Genomic DNA, 18,523 nt, shown 5'->3' with positions numbered 1-18,523 from the left:
CCTCAACGTGCGGGTACGGTGGCCGACCATGCGACAGGAGTCCGCAAGCCGAGTCGGAGACTCCGGCGGCCAAGTCGCCGATCGAGTACGTCAGATGATCGACACCGCCGGTGTCAGCCAGCGCGAGTTCGCCCGACGCATCGTCATGGACCCGTCGAAGCTGTCGCGTTCACTGAGCGGCGCCCGCCGTTTCACGGTGGCGGAGCTCGCCCGTATCGCCGACATCAGCGATGTGGACGCGGGATGGCTGCTCGGACCGAGTACGGACGCCGCCCCCAAGACCCCTGCTCTACGGCGCCACCGCGCCCCGGCCGTCCCCGCGCCCGAGGGCGGCAGGCCGTTGCAGATCGTGCGGGAGACGGTGCGCCTGATCGCTGAGCGCGGTTTCCATGCCGTACGGGTCGCCGATATCGCCGAGGCCTGTGCGACCAGCACCGCCGCCATCCACTACCACTTCCCGGGCCGCGACGAACTGCTGGAAGCGGCCGTGCGCTGGTGCATGGAAGAGGACACTGACCGCCGGGCCGTCGTCACCGCCGAATCGGGTGACGCGGCGGACGAGCTGCGCCGGCTGATCGAACTGCGGACGCCGTACACCCAGCAGCAGCGGTGGCAGTGGAGCGTATGGCTCGACCTGTGGGCGGAAGCGGCCCGTTCCACCGCCGTCGGGCGGCTGTATGTCGCGTACTACCGCCAGTGGCGCGCGACGGTCGCCGACGTCGTACGGCGCGGCATCGCCCAGGGAGTCTTCCGTCCCACGGAACCGGCCGCCGCCGCACTGCAGTTGACCGCGCTGATCGACGGGCTCGCCACGCAGGTGCTCGCGGTGACGCCGGCCGCGGGAGCCGGAACCGGGGGCCGCCCCGGCCCCGAGGAGATGCAGGCCACGCTGCTGGCGCATGTCGACGCCACGCTGTCCATCGGCACTCGCCGCACCTGAACTCCGTCGGCAGCCTCGCGGGCGGCGCGCGCTTACTGCCCCTGGTAGGGAGGCTGCTGGGCGTACGGGCTGGGGTTGTACGGGGGCTGGTTCGGCGGAGCCGGGGGATACGTCATGCCCGGGGGCATCTGGTACGGCTGGGGCTGGTACGGGTAACCGCCGGGGGCGGGTGCTACGCCGACGCCATTACGGTTGCGTCGGCTCAGGATCACGGCGATGACGATAACGAGGACCGCTACGCCTACGAGGCCCGCACCGATGAGGATCAGCATTCCCATTTGGCTGTTTCCATCCTGAAGCTGCTGGTGAGAAGGGGCTGGTGTGATGCCGGTCCAGGGTACGTGATCACCTGCCCGCCCGGCGCCGGTACAACAACGCAGAAAAGCCCCGCACCATAAAGGTGCGGGGCTCCCCCACAATGATTGTTCGGCGGCGTCCTACTCTCCCACAGGGTCCCCCCTGCAGTACCATCGGCGCTGAAAGGCTTAGCTTCCGGGTTCGGAATGTAACCGGGCGTTTCCCTAACGCTATGACCACCGAAACACTATGAAGTTAAACAAACCGGTGCCGTCACAGTTCGTTACTTCAGAACTAACACAGTGGACGCGAGCAACTGAGGACAAGCCCTCGGCCTATTAGTACCAGTCAGCTCCACCCGTTACCGGGCTTCCACATCTGGCCTATCAACCCAGTCGTCTACTGGGAGCCTTAACCCCTCAAAGGGGGTGGGAACACTCATCTCGAAGCAGGCTTCCCGCTTAGATGCTTTCAGCGGTTATCCTTTCCGAACGTAGCCAACCAGCCATGCCCTTGGCAGGACAACTGGCACACCAGAGGTTCGTCCGTCCCGGTCCTCTCGTACTAGGGACAGCCCTTCTCAATATTCCTACGCGCGCAGAGGATAGGGACCGAACTGTCTCACGACGTTCTAAACCCAGCTCGCGTACCGCTTTAATGGGCGAACAGCCCAACCCTTGGGACCGACTCCAGCCCCAGGATGCGACGAGCCGACATCGAGGTGCCAAACCATCCCGTCGATATGGACTCTTGGGGAAGATCAGCCTGTTATCCCCGGGGTACCTTTTATCCGTTGAGCGACAGCGCTTCCACAAGCCACTGCCGGATCACTAGTCCCGACTTTCGTCCCTGCTCGACCCGTCGGTCTCACAGTCAAGCTCCCTTGTGCACTTACACTCAACACCTGATTGCCAACCAGGCTGAGGGAACCTTTGGGCGCCTCCGTTACTCTTTAGGAGGCAACCGCCCCAGTTAAACTACCCATCAGACACTGTCCCTGATCCGGATCACGGACCGAGGTTAGACATCCAGCACGACCAGAGTGGTATTTCAAGATTGACTCCACACACACTGGCGTGCATGCTTCACAGTCTCCCACCTATCCTACACAAGCCGAACCGAACACCAATATCAAACTGTAGTAAAGGTCCCGGGGTCTTTCCGTCCTTCTGCGCGAAACGAGCATCTTTACTCGTAGTGCAATTTCACCGGGCCTATGGTTGAGACAGTCGAGAAGTCGTTACGCCATTCGTGCAGGTCGGAACTTACCCGACAAGGAATTTCGCTACCTTAGGATGGTTATAGTTACCACCGCCGTTTACTGGCGCTTAAGTTCTCAGCTTCGCACACCCGAAAGCGCACTAACCGGTCCCCTTAACGTTCCAGCACCGGGCAGGCGTCAGTCCGTATACATCGCCTTACGGCTTCGCACGGACCTGTGTTTTTAGTAAACAGTCGCTTCTCGCTGGTCTCTGCGGCCACCCCCAGCTCACCGTGTAAAACGGATCACCAGTGATGGCCCCCCTTCTCCCGAAGTTACGGGGGCATTTTGCCGAGTTCCTTAACCATAGTTCACCCGAACGCCTCGGTATTCTCTACCTGACCACCTGAGTCGGTTTAGGGTACGGGCCGCCATGAAACTCGCTAGAGGCTTTTCTCGACAGCATAGGATCATCCACTTCACCACAATCGGCTCGGCATCAGGTCTCAGCCCTAATGTGTGACGGATTTGCCTATCACACGGCCTACACCCTTACCCCGGGACAACCACCGCCCGGGCTGGACTACCTTCCTGCGTCACCCCATCGCTTACCTACTACCACCTTGGGCCGCCGGCTCCACCACTTTCCTTTCCCCGAAGGGTCCGGAACGGCTTCACGGGCTTAGCATCAATGGATTCGATACTGGGCGTTTCAAAGCGGGTACCGGAATATCAACCGGTTGTCCATCGACTACGCCTGTCGGCCTCGCCTTAGGTCCCGACTTACCCTGGGCAGATCAGCTTGACCCAGGAACCCTTAGTCAATCGGCGCACACGTTTCTCACGTGTGTATCGCTACTCATGCCTGCATTCTCACTCGTGAACCGTCCACAACTCGCTTCCGCGGCTGCTTCACCCGGCACACGACGCTCCCCTACCCATCCCAGCGGGCGTTGGCCCTATTGCTGGAATGACACGACTTCGGCGGTACGCTTGAGCCCCGCTACATTGTCGGCGCGGAATCACTTGACCAGTGAGCTATTACGCACTCTTTCAAGGATGGCTGCTTCTAAGCCAACCTCCTGGTTGTCTCTGCGACTCCACATCCTTTCCCACTTAGCGTACGCTTAGGGGCCTTAGTCGATGCTCTGGGCTGTTTCCCTCTCGACCATGGAGCTTATCCCCCACAGTCTCACTGCCGCGCTCTCACTTACCGGCATTCGGAGTTTGGCTAAGGTCAGTAACCCGGTAGGGCCCATCGCCTATCCAGTGCTCTACCTCCGGCAAGAAACACACGACGCTGCACCTAAATGCATTTCGGGGAGAACCAGCTATCACGGAGTTTGATTGGCCTTTCACCCCTAACCACAGGTCATCCCCCAGGTTTTCAACCCTGGTGGGTTCGGTCCTCCACGAAGTCTTACCTCCGCTTCAACCTGCCCATGGCTAGATCACTCCGCTTCGGGTCTAGAGCGTGCAACTACGTATCTAAATTAGACACAGCGCCCTATTCGGACTCGCTTTCGCTACGGCTTCCCCACACGGGTTAACCTCGCTACACACCGCTAACTCGCAGGCTCATTCTTCAAAAGGCACGCAGTCACGACGCACTGAGTAAACTCAATGCGCGACGCTCCCACGGCTTGTAGGCACACGGTTTCAGGTACTATTTCACTCCGCTCCCGCGGTACTTTTCACCATTCCCTCACGGTACTATCCGCTATCGGTCACCAGGGAATATTTAGGCTTAGCGGGTGGTCCCGCCAGATTCACACGGGATTTCTCGGGCCCCGTGCTACTTGGGTGTTGCACAAGCAAGCCGTTGATGTTTCAGCTACGGGGGTCTTACCCTCTACGCCGGACCTTTCGCATGTCCTTCGCCTACACCAACGGTTTCTGACTTGCCCAACAGCCGGCAGACTGTTGAAGTGCAATCCCACAACCCCGCATGCGCAACCCCTGCCGGGTATCACACGCATACGGTTTGGCCTCATCCGGTTTCGCTCGCCACTACTCCCGGAATCACGGTTGTTTTCTCTTCCTGCGGGTACTGAGATGTTTCACTTCCCCGCGTTCCCTCCACATACCCTATGTGTTCAGGTATGGGTGACAGCCCATGACGACTGCCGGGTTTCCCCATTCGGAAACCCCCGGATCAAAGCCTGGTTGACGGCTCCCCGGGGACTATCGTGGCCTCCCACGTCCTTCATCGGTTCCTGGTGCCAAGGCATCCACCGTGCGCCCTTAAAAACTTGGCCACAGATGCTCGCGTCCACTGTGCAGTTCTCAAGCAACGACCAGCCACCCATCACCCCGCTCCAAAGAGCGAGTGCACTGGGGCCGGCATCGCGAAGATACAAACCAACGGTCCGTACCCTCAGATACCCAACAGCGTGCCCGACCCGACCAACCCGATATCACGTTCCACGCCGAAGCAGTACTAGTGAACCTTGCCGATCGTGCCGAGTAGTCAACGTTCCACCCATGAGCTGACCACCGTCGAACATTTGCCGACGTAGTGGCTCTGGATCTCTTGCGAGATCTAGATGCTCCTTAGAAAGGAGGTGATCCAGCCGCACCTTCCGGTACGGCTACCTTGTTACGACTTCGTCCCAATCGCCAGTCCCACCTTCGACAGCTCCCTCCCACAAGGGGTTGGGCCACCGGCTTCGGGTGTTACCGACTTTCGTGACGTGACGGGCGGTGTGTACAAGGCCCGGGAACGTATTCACCGCAGCAATGCTGATCTGCGATTACTAGCAACTCCGACTTCATGGGGTCGAGTTGCAGACCCCAATCCGAACTGAGACCGGCTTTTTGAGATTCGCTCCGCCTCGCGGCATCGCAGCTCATTGTACCGGCCATTGTAGCACGTGTGCAGCCCAAGACATAAGGGGCATGATGACTTGACGTCGTCCCCACCTTCCTCCGAGTTGACCCCGGCGGTCTCCTGTGAGTCCCCATCACCCCGAAGGGCATGCTGGCAACACAGGACAAGGGTTGCGCTCGTTGCGGGACTTAACCCAACATCTCACGACACGAGCTGACGACAGCCATGCACCACCTGTATACCGACCACAAGGGGGCACCTATCTCTAGGTGTTTCCGGTATATGTCAAGCCTTGGTAAGGTTCTTCGCGTTGCGTCGAATTAAGCCACATGCTCCGCTGCTTGTGCGGGCCCCCGTCAATTCCTTTGAGTTTTAGCCTTGCGGCCGTACTCCCCAGGCGGGGAACTTAATGCGTTAGCTGCGGCACCGACGACGTGGAATGTCGCCAACACCTAGTTCCCAACGTTTACGGCGTGGACTACCAGGGTATCTAATCCTGTTCGCTCCCCACGCTTTCGCTCCTCAGCGTCAGTAATGGCCCAGAGATCCGCCTTCGCCACCGGTGTTCCTCCTGATATCTGCGCATTTCACCGCTACACCAGGAATTCCGATCTCCCCTACCACACTCTAGCCTGCCCGTATCGAATGCAGACCCGGGGTTAAGCCCCGGGCTTTCACATCCGACGCGACAAGCCGCCTACGAGCTCTTTACGCCCAATAATTCCGGACAACGCTTGCGCCCTACGTATTACCGCGGCTGCTGGCACGTAGTTAGCCGGCGCTTCTTCTGCAGGTACCGTCACTTTCGCTTCTTCCCTGCTGAAAGAGGTTTACAACCCGAAGGCCGTCATCCCTCACGCGGCGTCGCTGCATCAGGCTTTCGCCCATTGTGCAATATTCCCCACTGCTGCCTCCCGTAGGAGTCTGGGCCGTGTCTCAGTCCCAGTGTGGCCGGTCGCCCTCTCAGGCCGGCTACCCGTCGTCGCCTTGGTAGGCCATTACCCCACCAACAAGCTGATAGGCCGCGGGCTCATCCTTCACCGCCGGAGCTTTTAACCCCCACCCATGCAGGCAGGAGTGTTATCCGGTATTAGACCCCGTTTCCAGGGCTTGTCCCAGAGTGAAGGGCAGATTGCCCACGTGTTACTCACCCGTTCGCCACTAATCCACCCCGAAGGGCTTCATCGTTCGACTTGCATGTGTTAAGCACGCCGCCAGCGTTCGTCCTGAGCCAGGATCAAACTCTCCATGAATGTTTACCGGTAATCCGGTTGAACACCACGTTGAGCGGAACAGATCGGGCCGGAATATGGCCCGCTGTCCTCAGCGTCCTCGCTGTGTTTTGCCTACCCGCCACATGGGCCAGTAGGACTTCAAAGGAACCACCAACCCACCGAAGTGGGCCGGGGTATCAACATATCTGGCGTTGACTTTTGGCACGCTGTTGAGTTCTCAAGGAACGGACGCTTCCTTTGTACTCACCCTCTCGGGCTTTCCTCCGGGCTTTCGTTCGGTATTTCGTGTTTCCGACTCTATCAGACTCTTTCGTGTCCGATTCCCCGTCGGCGGGGTTTGTCTTTCCGGCTGTTGGGCCGTTCCGACGTCCAGAACTCTAGCGGATTCCCCGGGCGGCTCATAATCGAGCCAGTGGAATGAATTCCGGCATGCCGAAATTGTCCCGGCCGGGAGATCGTGCTGAGTTTGGGTTGCCGCATTCACGGCGGAGGTCACTGCCGCAGAACCGTTTCGGCTCGGTGACAACTCGGAGGACTGTACACAGCAGCCACCTGCCCGTCAAACCGTCCGCTCACGCCGTCAGATCGTCCGCCAGCAGGTCCATCAGCAGTCCGTCGTGCCAGCTCCCGTCCGGCCCCTGCTCGTACTGACGCATGATGCCGACAGGGCGGAAGCCGACCTTGCTGTAGCACCGGATGGCAGGGGCGTTGTCCGCGGCGGGGTCGATGACGAGCCGGTGGTGGCCGTGGTCGGTGATCAGGTGGCGGGCCAGGGTACGTACGGCGTCGGCGCACAGGCCCCGGCCGTGCATCGCGGGGTCCAGGTAGATGTCCAGGCTGGCGTGGCGGTACTCCGGATCGGGCTCGGCCTCCCACTGGATGGCGCCGACCGTACGTCCGTCGTGCTCGATTGCCAGGACGGTGACGTCCGGGTCGTTGAGTGCGTCCGTAACGGCCGCCGTCAGGTCATCTCCACCGCGCCACGTCTCGTAGACCTCGGGGGTGGCACGGATGGTGGCCAGTGCCGGAATGTCGTCCGGCGCTGCCGGACGCAGCACGACGTGCTCGCCGTACAGCTTCATGGCTCGCCCTCCTGCGTCAGACATCAGCCACCTGCTCCTCCTCCCCGCATGCAGGGCGCAACTGAATAGCTCAGGTCCTGCGCGTTCAGGGACGACGGCGCCAACCGCAGCCATGTCGTGCCGCGTTGTTCAGGATCGTCGTGCAGGTAGTCCAGGAAGCGTTTGTCCCACTGTGACTCGTCCATGCCCAGGTAGCGGACGAGTTTGCGTCGGCCGCGTGGCACGTCGAACGGCACGAGCTCCGCGCGGCCCCGGGCAGTGACCTGGCGAACGGCGCCTGTCGCGACATCGCACTCGTCGACCACAAGGGCAACCTCTGGATCGCAACGCACCCGGTGGAAGAGCCCGCCCCACGGTCCGGTCAGGATCCAGAAGGCTCCTTCCTCCCACAGGAACCACACGGGCCGCACCGTCGGCCCGTCGGTCGCGATGCGTGCGGTGAGCGGCCGGGCGAGAAAGTCGTCGATGTCGAAAGGCGGAGTCGTCACGCCATCATTCTTGCCTTCGCCGGCGCCGCCGGAACCAGCGGAACCAGCGGAACCAGCGGCCAGTACCTCACTGCCACTCGATCCTCAGACGCCCTCCCCACTCGGTCACAGCGGTGCCGAGCTCCGCGCAGGCGGCGGTGAAGCGTTCACGGATCCAGTTCCACTCCTTTCCGCGTGCCAGCCGGGTGTGGCAGTAGTCCAGGAACAGTGGGATCGCCTCAAGCCGTACGGGCACAGTGTGCGCGGGGTCCGGGCCGTCCAGGGTGACGAGGAAGAGCAGCCCGTGGTCGTTACGGAGGACGGCGTCGACCGCGTAGTCGTCGACGAAGTCGCCCATGTCGTAGATGATGCGGTCGCCCACCCCGTGGAAGACGTGGGCGGAGTGCCCGGCGACGAGCGTCGCGCCCGCCTCCAGCAACTGCGGGGCAGTGCGCAGCACGTAGTGCGGCGGCCGGAGGGTCATATTGGGCCCCCAGTGCGGAGTGACCAGTACGACGTCGACCGTGGCCGCGGCCTGCGCGACCAGGTCGGTCAGCCACCCGGGGACGCCCCGCCCGAGGTCGGCGTACGCCACGCCGGCGCGGTCCTCGTCGGCGGCGAAGTCGTCGGGGTGGTCGGTGGCGCCGACCACGGCCACCCTTACACCGCCCGCTTCCAGTACGGCGAATTCGCGGGCCGCCCGCAGGTCCTTCCCCGCGCCAACGGCCCGGACACCGGCCTGGTCGAGCAGGGTGCGGGTGTCCGCCAGGGCGTCGAAGCCGTAGTCCAGGGCATGGTTGTTGGCCAGCGTCACGCAGTCGACCCCGCACTCCGCCAACAGCCCCGCGGTGGAGGAAGGGGCACGGAAGAAGAACGGCTTGCCTGGGTGCTGCCAGCGCTCCCCACGGTCGGAGACGCAGCACTCCAGGTTGAGTACGAACAGGTCCGCCTCCGCGACGGCCGCCAGGATCTCCGGGCAGAACAGCGTGCTCGGCAGGGGCGAGCTCCGCAGCTGCTCGGCCACGCCTCGCCCGAGCATCGTGTCGCCGGCCATGGCCACCGTGATCGCCATCTTTCCGGCCCGCCTCCTGGAGGTCACGCGGATACCTTCTTCCATCCTGCTGCGCGAGCATGACGAACGCGATGCGGGGATGCGGGGATGCGGGACTGCGGGATCCGGGGGTGCGGGATCCGGGGGTGCGGGACGCTCGCGCGGTACGGCGGCTGAGTGAGCGCCCCCGAACAAGCCCCAACGCTCCCGGCAGCCGGTTTAGTCACGCCCACTCACAAGATCGAGTGGCGGCCCAACAAGCTTCGTAACCGGGTGAGTTCGCGCAAATACTGTCCGTGTCGACGACGGTGATCCGCCACCGCCCGACACGTACAGGAGAAGACCGTGCGACGTCTCTTCACGAAGATCGGCAGCCTCGCGGCGGCCGCGATGCTCGCCCTCACAGCGGCTCAGCCCGCCGAGGCAGGTCCGGTGCAGCGCCCCGCGGCCGAAACCGCCTACTTCGAGTTCACCGACATCTCGCGTGAAACGGCCGTCTTCCAGCTCACCGACCCGGTCAAAATCGAGAAGGCCCGGAAGATTCTGAGCGGCGAGGAGACATACGAGACCCACGTCGTCGGCAGGATCGTCAAGCGCCCTGCCCCCTACAACCCCACGTGGAGCTTCCACTTCAGTCCCGAAACGATCAGCTTTTTCGAGTCGGCCATCGAGGTGTGCGACGCGACGCTTCCCTACGTGGAAGACCACCTCGACGAGGCCGGCGGCGCATTTCTGCCCGGCGGCTACTGGTGTCCGTGGACCTCGGAGCTGGTACGGGAAGTCCCCGCACCGTAGGTAGGTGCGCCCGCCGGTGCCGCTCCGTGCGAGCGGCACCGGCGGTGGAGCGCAGCGAGCTGGTGGGTTGAGCTGCGAGCGGCCTGACGCGCGCCGCAACGGCCCGGCTCCTACGCTGATATGCGGAGGACGTGATGGGCTTCGCCGACGATCACCTGATTCCGCTCGTCGACACAGGCCTGGGCAACAGCGCCTACCTCGTCGGCCTCGGCGACGGCCGCGCCCTGGCCGTGGACGCGAGCCGGGACCTGCGGGCGCTGCGCGAGGCGGCCCGGCGGAGCGGGCTGACGGTCGCGTTCGCCGCCGACACCCACCTGCACGCCGACTTCCTGTCCGGCGCACTGCAACTCGCGCACGACGACGGCGCCGCAGTGCTGGCCTCCGCCGCCGGGAACCGGGCCTTCCCGCATCACCGCCTCGACGACGGTGACGAGACCAACCTGGGCGGGCTGACGCTGCGCGCGCTGGCCACCCCGGGCCACACCGACGAGCACCTGTCCTTCCTGCTGCTGGACGGCTCCCACGAGCTCGGCGTGTTCACCGGCGGCTCGCTGATCGTCGGCTCGGCCGCGCGTACGGATCTGCTCGGCGCCGACCGGGCGGAGGAACTCGCCCGCGCCCAGTACCGGTCTCTGCACCGGCTGGCCGAGCTGCCCGACGAGGTCGCGGTGTGGCCCACCCACGGCGCGGGCTCGTTCTGCTCCGCCCCGCCGGGGGCCGAGCGCACGACCACCATCGGCGCCGAGACGCGGGCCAACCCGCTGCTCGCCGCGCCCGACGAGGATGCCTTCGTACGGCAGCTGGTGGGCAGCCTCGGTTCCTACCCGGCGTACTTCGGCCGACTGGCCGAGATCAACCGGCGCGGGCCCGGCATCTTCGAGTCGCCCCCGGTGCTCAATGCGCTCAGCGTGGCCGAGGTGCGGGCCCTTCTGGACGAGGGCGCACAGCTTGTCGACGTACGCCCGGTGGCGGACTTCGCCGCAGGTCACATCCCCGGCGCCGTCTCCATTTCGCTGCGCGACCAGTTCGCCACCTGGCTGGGCTGGTTGCTGCCCGACGACGCACCGATCGTCTTCGTCACCGCGCCCGGGCAGGATCTCGCGGAACTCGTCTGGCAGGCGCTGAAGATCGGGTACGAGCGCCTCGCAGGGCACCTGCACATGGCCGTCTGGACCGCCTGCGGTGGCGAGCGGCAGACCCTCGAACGGCTCACCGCCGAGCGCATCGCCGACCGCCCGGTCCTCGACGTCCGCCAGCACTCCGAGCACACCGCCGGACACATTCCCGGCGCGGTCCCCATCGAACTGGGTGAGCTCGTCGACCGCTCCGGCGAAGCGCCGGCGGGCGCCGTGGTCGCTTGCGGCCGCGGCGAGCGCGCCACGACAGCCGCCAGCCTGCTCCAGCGCGCCGGACACCGGGGCCTCGCTGTCCTCGCCGGCGGCCCGCGCGACTGGGCCGAGGCCACCGGCCGACCGCTCCAGGAAGGCGCGTGACAGCGCTTCGCAGCAGCCGTACGCATGCACGAAACCCATGCACCGAGTGCGCCCGTTGCTGCTGGGCGCGGTTGCTGGACTCGGATTCCGGGACCAGAACGACGGTCGGTCGCGAAGCGCTTGGCGCTTAACGGATATACCGACCGGAGTGGAATAGGTCCGTCCCGGCCATCCCCTTAGCTACTTCTGAGTCACCTACACGGTCATGTAGCGTCCGGAACCGCTTGATCCGTTTCAACGCTCCGCCCCCACCCTGAGGACTCATGATCGCCACCTCCGATGCCCCGATCACCGCTCTCCCGAGAGGAGGATCCAGTGAAGACGCCATCCATAGCGCCCTCCGGTGCCCCGGCCTCATGAGCGATGCCGCCCCACGGTCCGCCGGAGGGAAGCCATCTCGAATAACAGATGGAGGAGCGCTGGTCCCTTGAGATTCCGGATCAATCGCTCAAGCAGCACATCCGCGCACCCCTCTCCGGCGGACCCGGCGCACACCCCGGCCCTGCATACCGTTGAGCCAGAGGTCGTCGAGGCGCCTTTGTCGACCCACGAGACAGAGCTCATACGCGCCTCTGTCTCGGTGGTCGAGCCCCTTGCCGCAGAAATGACGGTCTACTTCTACGCGATCCTCTTCGCCCGCTACCCCGAGGTCCGTCCGATGTTCCCGCCGGGGATGGACGCCCAGCGCGGCCGTCTGCTGCGCGCGCTGCTGCGCATCGTGGACCTGGTCGACGACCCCGAGAACCTGGTTCGCTTCTGTGGACACCTCGGCCGCGATCACCGCAAGTTCGGCACACTCGCCGCGCACTTCCCGGCCGTGGGCGAGTGCCTCCTCGCCTCTCTGGCCCGCTACGCAGGCCCTGCGTGGACTGCGGACATCGCCGCCGCCTGGACAAAGGCGTACGGCGTAGTCGCCGACGTCATGATCAGTGCTGCCGAGCAGGACGAGGCGGTACGGCCCGCCGTGTGGCCCGCCACGGTGGTGCACCGCGTCCCGCGCGGACACGGCATTGCCGAGATCACCGTACGTCCCCACACGCCCTACGAGTATGCCGCCGGACAGTACGTCAGTGTCGAGACTCCCTGGTGGCCCAAGCAGTGGCGCTACTACTCCCCCGCCAACGCACCTCGTGAGGACGGCACCCTCACCTTTCACGTGCGCGCAGTAGCCGGCGGCTCGGTCAGCAACGCGCTGGTGCACCGATGTGCGGTGGGCGACGTGCTCCAACTGGGTCCCGCGATGGGGGACATGGTGCTGGACGCCGCCGTCTTCAGAGACCTGCTCTGTGTGGCCGGCGGCACCGGCCTCGCTCCGATCCGCGCGCTCGTCGAGGAGGTCGCACGTCGCGGCGGGCGCCACCAGGTGGACGTGTTCCTCGGTGCCCGCACGGGCGCCGAGCTGTACGGGGTCGACGACATGCTCCGCATGGCCCAGCGGCACCACTGGCTGACCGTCAGGGGCGCGGTCTCCCACGAGTACACCCCCGGAATCCGGGGATCCCTGCCGGAGGTTCTGGCCGAGTACGGACCGTGGTACCAGCACGACGTCTTTCTCAGCGGCCCGGCCCCGATGGTCGTCTCCGCCAGTGAGACGCTCACCCTCAACGGCACCTCGCCCGAACGCATCCATCACGACCCGTTCGAGACTCCCGTCCTGTCCATGCCCTGAGCCGCGCGCCGGCCCGTCCTGCCAGGAGAACGCCCCGTGACCTTGCCCCCGCCGCCCTTCGGATCAGCAGGTGAACACCGGCTGCAGCAGCAGCTGGGCACCACCGAGCGCGCCGCCCGGTTCTACGATCAGCAGGTGCGCCCCTGCCTCACACCCGAGATGCAGGACTTCATCGGCCGCCAGACCATGGTCTTCCTGGCCACCGCCGACTCCCACGGCGAATGCGACGCCAGCTTCCGCGCCGGGCCGCCTGGATTCGTCCACGTACTGGACGACCGCGCGCTCGCCTACCCAGAATTCCGCGGGAACGGTGTACTCGCCAGCGCCGGCAACATGACGGAAAACCCCCACCTCGGCATGCTTTTCGTGGACTTCACCCACCACCACGTGGGACTTCACGTCAACGGCGTGGCCCGGCTCTACCGCGACACCGACCTGCGCTCCCTCCATCCCACTCTGCCCACCGACGTCGCGCCTGGGCGCAGTCCTGAGATGTGGGTCCATCTGAGCGTCGAAGAGGCTTACATCCACTGCTCCAAGTACATACCCCATCTGGAACCGGCTCCCCGTTCCACCAGCCATGACGCCGCGCGCCCCAAGGACTCGAACTATTTCACCGGGCTCGGTACGGCGCCGGCCAAGCCCTCCGCGAACTGATGCGAGCAGGTCCCGGCGAGGTATCCGGCACCTTTGGCGCACCGCAAGGCGAACACGCTGGTCACGGCAGATGTGAGTGCCATGGTGGTCGCAGGTCGGCCCCGCGGTCGCTCCCGGTGCAGATCATCGGCACCACTTGACGCGAGCCTGTCGGGTCGCCCCCAAACAGGTCCCCAAAAACGATCAAGGGCCAGTTTCAGATTGCTCTGAAACTGGCCCTGACCTGCGACTCTCTCGAGTCGGGACGACAGGATTTGAACCTGCGACCCCTTGACCCCCAGTCAAGTGCGCTACCAAGCTGCGCCACGTCCCGGTGCCCGTCTGGCCTGGGGTTTCCCCTGGCTGAACGCGCTTGAGAACAATACCGCACTTCGGCCGGTGGTCACGAATCCCATTTCGCACTCAAGAGTGCCGACGTGCTCAGACGCGCTTGTCGAGCCAGGCGGTGAGGTCGTCCTGGACCTCCTCGCGGTTGGTCTCGTTGAGGATTTCGTGACGGGCGCCCTCGTACCCCTTCCAGGTGAGGTCCTCGGTGCCGATGTAGCGGAAGTCCTCCAGCAGTTCGTACACCAGCGTCATCCGCTGATTGCAGGGGTCCTCCGTGCCGACCGCAATGTGCACGGGCAGGTCGGCGGGGATGCGGGCCAGGTTGCGCGGATCGTTGATCTTGCGGACCGCGTGCACCCAGTCCAGCGCGAGACCGGCGCTGAACGCGAAGCCGCAGCGCTCGTCCGCCGCGTAGGCATCGACCTCTGCATCGTCGCGCGAGAGCCACTCGAAGCCTGTGCGGTGCGGGTACGGGTCGTTGAAGGAGGAGAAGAGGGAGGGGATCCAGGAGGACAGGACGGCGCGGCCGTGCGCCGCGATCTCCTCCTCCAGGCCGGCGATGGACCCCTGGAGCTCGGCTCCGGGGAGCGTGCGGAACGTACCGGAGAGGATGAGACCGGCCAGGCCGTCCGGGTACTCCTGCGCGTAGTCGCGGGCCAGCATGGAGCCGAGGCTGTGGCCCAGCAGCACCACGGGCAGACCCGGGTGCAGCGCCCGTGCCTGGTCGCCGACCGCCTTGAGGTCGCCCACGATCGCGCGCCAGCTGTCCTCGCCGACCACGCCGTAGCCGCCGGTGGCGGCCGCTGTCGCGCCGTGGCCGCGGTGGTCGGAGGCGATCACGCCGTAGCCGTGGGAGACCAGGTGGCGGGCGAACCGGTCGTAGCGCAGGGCATGTTCGGCCGCGCCGTGTGCGATCTGGACGAGGGCGCGTGGCCTGCCGTTCTCCGGGAGCCAGGTGTACGCGGCGATCTGTACGCCGTCGCTCGCGGTCGCCGTTCCCGTGCGGTACGCGGTGCTCATGGGACGCGCCTCCTGTGTGTCTGCGGTCGGGTGCTGGCCGGACACTGCCCCGGAGGCAGCGCCTCACACCGGACTCGGGCCGACCCATTGCCCCTCCCCGGGCGCGAACCTGCTCTGAGCGACGCACCTGAGCGACGCTAGAAAGCGCTTTCCGACAGGGCGTCGCCACGCTAATGACTGGCTGTCCACACGGTCAATAGGCCGTCCCGAACCTTCGTACGGGGAGTGCCGGGCGGCGGGCGCCCCAGACGGGGGGAATTCAGACCTGGCCGCGCTCGAAGTACGCGACCAGCTCGGGGTCCAGGGCCGGCACCCGGCGGGGCGTACCGCCGTCCCTCAGCGAGGCCGTCGCGCCGACGCCCGCCGCGACAGCCATCCGTGCCGCGACGGGCGACGTGGCCGTCACTCCGCCGTCGCGCACGAACCGTACGAACTCGTCGATGAGCAGCGGGGCCGCGCCGCCGTGCCCCGCGTTGTCCTCGCCGCCCGGGATCGCATGGGTCTCATCGGCGTCGGGGCGGTGGCCGGAGCGCCGGGAATTCCAGACCTTGACGTGGCCGCCGGGTCCGTCGCCGAAGTTCTCCAGACGGCCGGCGTCGCCGATGACCGTGTAGTTGCGCCAGTAGTCGGGGGTGAAGTGGCACTGCTGGTAGGCGGCGAGCACCCCGTTGTCGAGGCGCAGGTTGAGGAGCGAGACATCCTCGACGTCGATGACGGGGTTGAGGGCGCGCTGGGTGTGCGGCGGCCAGTGGCCGTCCTCGGAGTACCAGTCGTCGGCCTTGGGCTCGCCGTCGGAGCGGCGGTGCGGATTGTCGCCGTACACCATGAGATCGCCCATGGCCTGTACGTCGCGGGCGTACCCGCCTGCCAGCCAGTGCAGGACATCGATGTCGTGGGCGGCCTTCTGGAGGAGCAGTCCGGTGGTGTGCTTGCGCTCGGCGTGCCAGTCCTTGAAGTACCAGTCGCCGCCGTAGCCGACGAAGTGGCGTATCCATACGGTTTTGACGGCGCCGATCGTGCCCCTCGCCATGAGGTCGCGCATGAGGCGTACAACCGGCATGTGGCGCATGTTGTGGCCGACATAGAGGCGGGTCTTCGTCTCGTACGCCGTACGGAGGATCTCGTCGCAGCGCTCGACGGTGATGTCGAGGGGCTTCTCGACGAAGACCGGTTTCCCGGCGCGCAGCGCTTCACAGGCGAGGTCGGCGTGCGTGTGGTCGGGGGTGAGGACAAGGACCGCTTCGACGTCCGGGTCTTCGACGACCTTGCGGTGGTCGGCGTGGAGCAGGGCGTGGGGGAATGCCGTGGCCGCCTCCGTACGTGCTTTGGCGTCGGGGTCTGCGAGGGCGGTGACGCACGAGCCGACGCCGGGACGGTGAGCGGTGCGCGCGATGCTGCCGCGCAGGCCGAAGCCCAGGACGCCGATCCGGAGGTCGGTCATCAGATACGGCCGTCTTCTCGACGCCGGATCATTTCCGCGAGCTCCGCGGCCATCGCCTTGATCGTCTCCAGCCCGGCGCGTCCCCACCGCCGCGGCTCCGTGTCGACGACACAGACGGTGCCGAGCACGAGGCCCGTACGGTCGATGACGGGCGCTCCCATGTACGAACGGATGCCGATCTCGTCGACGACCGGGTTGCCCGCGAACCGCGGATAGTCGCAGACGTCCTCCAGGACGAGCGCCTTGCGCCGTACGACGACATGCGGGCAGTACCCGTGATCCCGGGCGAGGAACCGGCCGATGCGGCCGGTCGCGGCGGCCGTCCCCAGGTCGGTGCCGCCGTGCGTGCCGGCCGGGGTGTGCAGCCCCGCGAAGAACTGCCGGTTCTCGTCGATGAAGTTGACCATCGAGTACGGAGCGCCGGTCACTTCCGCCAGCCGGTCGGCGAAGGTGTCGAAGGCCGGCACGACGCAGTGTGCGATGCCGAGCTGGAGGAGCCGCTGTACGCGCGCGGGCGCCTCCTTGTCGACGGGCGTGAGCAGCAGATGGCCGATCCGGTCGTATGTCATGTGCGCGCTCCGTAGTTCGTCGCTCGTCTATGCCGGTGTGATGGTGAGCAGGTGCCGGACCAGGGTGACCAGCGTCTTGATCCCTGAGCTGGCGATACGGGCGTCGCAGAGCACGACGGGGACCTCCTGTCTGAGGTCGAGAGCTGCCCGCACCTCCTCCGGTTCGTAATGGTGGGAGCCGTCGAACTCGTTGACGGCGACGACGAATTCGATGCCGCGACGCTCGAAGAAGTCGAGGGCGGAGAAGCAGTCCTGGAGGCGGCGGGTGTCGGCGAGCACGACGGCGCCGAGCGCGCCCTTGGAGAGTTCGTCCCACATGAACCAGAAGCGTTCCTGGCCGGGTGTGCCGAAGAGATACAGGACGTGGTGTTCGTCGAGCGTCATCCGGCCGAAGTCCATGGCGACGGTCGTGGTCGTCTTGTCCTCGACGCCTTCCAGGTTGTCGGTCCCCACGCTCACCTGGGTGAGCAGCTCTTCCGTGCTCAGCGGTGCGATCTCGCTGACCGCCCCCACGAAGGTCGTCTTGCCAACGCCGAACCCGCCCGCGACGAGGATCTTGAGCGCGGTGGGAAAGAGATCAGAGCTGTCGTCGTAAGCCATCGAGCACTGCCTCCAGCAGGGATACGTCGGTGGGTTGGTCGTCGAAGCGGGGCGCGTGGGTGGTGACTGCTCCGCAGTCGACCAGGTCGGAGAGCAGCACCTTGGTGACGATCACGGGAAGCCGCAGGTAGGCGGCTATTTCCGCCACCGATGTGGGCCGTTCGCACAGTCCGAGCGCCTGGGTGTGCTCGGGACCGAGGTGCACGTGGGGCTCGGCTCCCGTGGCCCGGACCATGGACAGCATGTCCAGGGCGGCCGTGGGCCGGGTGCGGCCGTCGCTCACCGTGTACGGACGGATGAGACGGCCGGCCGCATCGTCGAGCCACGGCGCGTCCTGCGGGTGCGGCACGTTTCAGCGTCCCGTGGCGCTCGGTGCGCCCGCCCTCTGCCTGGCCGGGGTCACGAGGTACGGCCGTACGCTCTTGACGAGCATCGCCATCTCGTAACCCAGCACCGCCGCGTCCGCCTCGCGCCCCGCGAGTACGGCGAGACAGGTGCCGGATCCGGCGGTGGATACGAAGAGGAGGGTGGAGTCGAGCTCCACCACGACCTGGCGGACCTCTCCGGCGTCGCCGAAGCGGGCACCGGCGCTGCGGCCGAGCGAATAGAGGCCGGATGCGAGGGCGGCCATGTGGTCGGCGCTGTCGGTGTCGAGGCCGTGGACCGATTTGACCAGGCCGTCCGAGGAGAGCAGAACCGCGTTGCGTGTGAAGGGAACACGCTGGACCAAGCCGCTCAACAGCCAGTCGAGGTCGGACACTTGGCCGGTCGGCGCATCGCTCGCCATGGTGCATCTACTCCTTGGGGTACTGCGGGCGGGGGAGGTGGGAAGGTGGCGGGGGATGGGTG

The 18,523-nt window shown here is 65.6% G+C and carries 15 protein-coding genes, 1 tRNA gene and 3 rRNA genes; 5 read left to right on the top strand and 14 right to left on the bottom strand.

Features of this window, described 5'->3' with window-relative positions; genetic code table 11:
* The first annotated feature begins 28 nt into the window (after positions 1 to 28).
* The gene (locus PXH83_RS28520; protein ID WP_274564179.1) at positions 29 to 940 is read left to right on the top strand and encodes a TetR/AcrR family transcriptional regulator; all 912 of its coding nucleotides are present in this window, start codon (positions 29 to 31) and stop codon (positions 938 to 940) included.
* A 32-nt stretch (positions 941 to 972) separates the two neighbouring features.
* On the opposite strand, the gene PXH83_RS28515 is transcribed toward PXH83_RS28520, so the two are convergent.
* The 7 genes from PXH83_RS28515 to PXH83_RS28485 all read right to left on the bottom strand — a co-directional run bounded on the left by PXH83_RS28515 (position 973) and on the right by PXH83_RS28485 (position 9,151).
* Positions 973 to 1,218 (bottom strand): hypothetical protein, encoded by a 246-nt coding sequence (locus tag PXH83_RS28515; RefSeq protein WP_274564178.1) that lies wholly within the window; start codon positions 1,216 to 1,218, stop codon positions 973 to 975.
* Between the two features lie 146 nt (positions 1,219 to 1,364).
* Positions 1,365 to 1,481: ribosomal RNA gene (gene rrf / locus PXH83_RS28510) — 5S ribosomal RNA — on the bottom strand.
* Between the two features lie 74 nt (positions 1,482 to 1,555).
* Positions 1,556 to 4,696, bottom strand: a 23S ribosomal RNA gene (locus PXH83_RS28505).
* Between the two features lie 299 nt (positions 4,697 to 4,995).
* Positions 4,996 to 6,521 (bottom strand): 16S ribosomal RNA (locus tag PXH83_RS28500).
* Together the 16S, 23S and 5S rRNA genes form the textbook arrangement of a ribosomal RNA operon.
* Positions 6,522 to 7,075: 554 nt before the next feature.
* A complete protein-coding gene (locus PXH83_RS28495; RefSeq protein ID WP_274565199.1) occupies positions 7,076 to 7,585 on the bottom strand; it encodes a GNAT family N-acetyltransferase in 510 nt (169 codons plus the stop codon).
* A gap of 23 nt (positions 7,586 to 7,608) precedes the next feature.
* Complete coding sequence (locus PXH83_RS28490; protein WP_274564176.1) at positions 7,609 to 8,073, bottom strand: pyridoxamine 5'-phosphate oxidase family protein; 465 nt, start codon at positions 8,071 to 8,073, stop codon at positions 7,609 to 7,611.
* Between the two features lie 67 nt (positions 8,074 to 8,140).
* Entirely contained in the window at positions 8,141 to 9,151 is a 1,011-nt protein-coding gene (locus tag PXH83_RS28485) for a CapA family protein (RefSeq protein ID WP_274564173.1), read from the bottom strand.
* Between the two features lie 297 nt (positions 9,152 to 9,448).
* On the opposite strand from PXH83_RS28485, the gene PXH83_RS28480 reads away from it, so the two are divergent.
* The 4 genes from PXH83_RS28480 (at position 9,449) to PXH83_RS28465 (ending at position 13,717) form a co-directional block, all read left to right on the top strand.
* Positions 9,449 to 9,898, top strand: a complete 450-nt coding sequence (locus tag PXH83_RS28480) for a BP74-related protein (protein ID WP_274564172.1) — start codon at positions 9,449 to 9,451, stop codon at positions 9,896 to 9,898.
* A 134-nt stretch (positions 9,899 to 10,032) separates the two neighbouring features.
* On the top strand, positions 10,033 to 11,391 hold the full coding sequence (locus tag PXH83_RS28475; protein ID WP_274564171.1) for an MBL fold metallo-hydrolase: 1,359 nt from the start codon (positions 10,033 to 10,035) through the stop codon (positions 11,389 to 11,391).
* 427 nt (positions 11,392 to 11,818) lie between these two features.
* A complete protein-coding gene (locus PXH83_RS28470; protein ID WP_274564169.1) occupies positions 11,819 to 13,060 on the top strand; it encodes a globin domain-containing protein in 1,242 nt (413 codons plus the stop codon).
* A 36-nt stretch (positions 13,061 to 13,096) separates the two neighbouring features.
* Complete coding sequence (locus tag PXH83_RS28465) at positions 13,097 to 13,717, top strand: pyridoxamine 5'-phosphate oxidase family protein (protein ID WP_274564168.1); 621 nt, start codon at positions 13,097 to 13,099, stop codon at positions 13,715 to 13,717.
* Positions 13,718 to 13,956: 239 nt separating this feature from the next.
* On the opposite strand, the gene PXH83_RS28460 is transcribed toward PXH83_RS28465, so the two are convergent.
* From PXH83_RS28460 to PXH83_RS28430, 7 genes are all read right to left on the bottom strand, one after another.
* Positions 13,957 to 14,030: transfer RNA gene (locus tag PXH83_RS28460), tRNA-Pro, on the bottom strand.
* Positions 14,031 to 14,137: 107 nt separating this feature from the next.
* Positions 14,138 to 15,064, bottom strand: coding sequence for an alpha/beta fold hydrolase (locus tag PXH83_RS28455; RefSeq protein WP_274564167.1), 927 nt, complete (start codon positions 15,062 to 15,064; stop codon positions 14,138 to 14,140).
* A 259-nt stretch (positions 15,065 to 15,323) separates the two neighbouring features.
* Positions 15,324 to 16,505, bottom strand: a complete 1,182-nt coding sequence (locus PXH83_RS28450; protein WP_274564166.1) for a Gfo/Idh/MocA family protein — start codon at positions 16,503 to 16,505, stop codon at positions 15,324 to 15,326.
* Positions 16,505 to 17,074 (bottom strand): GAF domain-containing protein, encoded by a 570-nt coding sequence (locus PXH83_RS28445; RefSeq protein ID WP_274564164.1) that lies wholly within the window; start codon positions 17,072 to 17,074, stop codon positions 16,505 to 16,507. Before PXH83_RS28445 ends, PXH83_RS28450 begins: the two co-directional genes overlap by 1 nt.
* Before the next feature lie 27 nt (positions 17,075 to 17,101).
* Positions 17,102 to 17,674, bottom strand: coding sequence for a GTP-binding protein (locus PXH83_RS28440; protein WP_214922005.1), 573 nt, complete (start codon positions 17,672 to 17,674; stop codon positions 17,102 to 17,104).
* Positions 17,652 to 18,023 (bottom strand): DUF742 domain-containing protein, encoded by a 372-nt coding sequence (locus tag PXH83_RS28435; RefSeq protein WP_274564163.1) that lies wholly within the window; start codon positions 18,021 to 18,023, stop codon positions 17,652 to 17,654. The genes PXH83_RS28440 and PXH83_RS28435 overlap by 23 nt, the downstream gene beginning before the upstream one ends.
* 3 nt (positions 18,024 to 18,026) lie before the next feature.
* Entirely contained in the window at positions 18,027 to 18,461 is a 435-nt protein-coding gene (locus tag PXH83_RS28430) for a roadblock/LC7 domain-containing protein (RefSeq protein WP_214922003.1), read from the bottom strand.
* Positions 18,462 to 18,523: the final 62 nt, after the last annotated feature.

It is taken from the genome of Streptomyces spiramyceticus, assembly GCF_028807635.1.
Lineage (GTDB): Bacteria > Actinomycetota > Actinomycetes > Streptomycetales > Streptomycetaceae > Streptomyces > Streptomyces spiramyceticus.
The sequence above is the reverse complement of the archived record's forward strand: the minus strand, read 5'-3'. Positions and strand labels throughout refer to the sequence as shown.

Excerpts from the sequence above, each read along its gene's own strand:
- PXH83_RS28475 (WP_274564171.1), top strand. The coding sequence starts at position 10,033 with ATGGGCTTCGCCGACGATCACCTGATTCCGCTCGTCGACACAGGCCTG.
- PXH83_RS28430 (WP_214922003.1), bottom strand. The coding sequence starts at position 18,461 with ATGGCGAGCGATGCGCCGACCGGCCAAGTGTCCGACCTCGACTGGCTG.
- PXH83_RS28455 (WP_274564167.1), bottom strand. The coding sequence starts at position 15,064 with ATGAGCACCGCGTACCGCACGGGAACGGCGACCGCGAGCGACGGCGTA.
- PXH83_RS28515 (WP_274564178.1), bottom strand. The coding sequence starts at position 1,218 with ATGGGAATGCTGATCCTCATCGGTGCGGGCCTCGTAGGCGTAGCGGTC.
- PXH83_RS28520 (WP_274564179.1), top strand. The coding sequence starts at position 29 with ATGCGACAGGAGTCCGCAAGCCGAGTCGGAGACTCCGGCGGCCAAGTC.
- PXH83_RS28440 (WP_214922005.1), bottom strand. The coding sequence starts at position 17,674 with ATGGCTTACGACGACAGCTCTGATCTCTTTCCCACCGCGCTCAAGATC.
- PXH83_RS28445 (WP_274564164.1), bottom strand. The coding sequence starts at position 17,074 with ATGACATACGACCGGATCGGCCATCTGCTGCTCACGCCCGTCGACAAG.
- PXH83_RS28450 (WP_274564166.1), bottom strand. The coding sequence starts at position 16,505 with ATGACCGACCTCCGGATCGGCGTCCTGGGCTTCGGCCTGCGCGGCAGC.
- PXH83_RS28495 (WP_274565199.1), bottom strand. The coding sequence starts at position 7,585 with ATGAAGCTGTACGGCGAGCACGTCGTGCTGCGTCCGGCAGCGCCGGAC.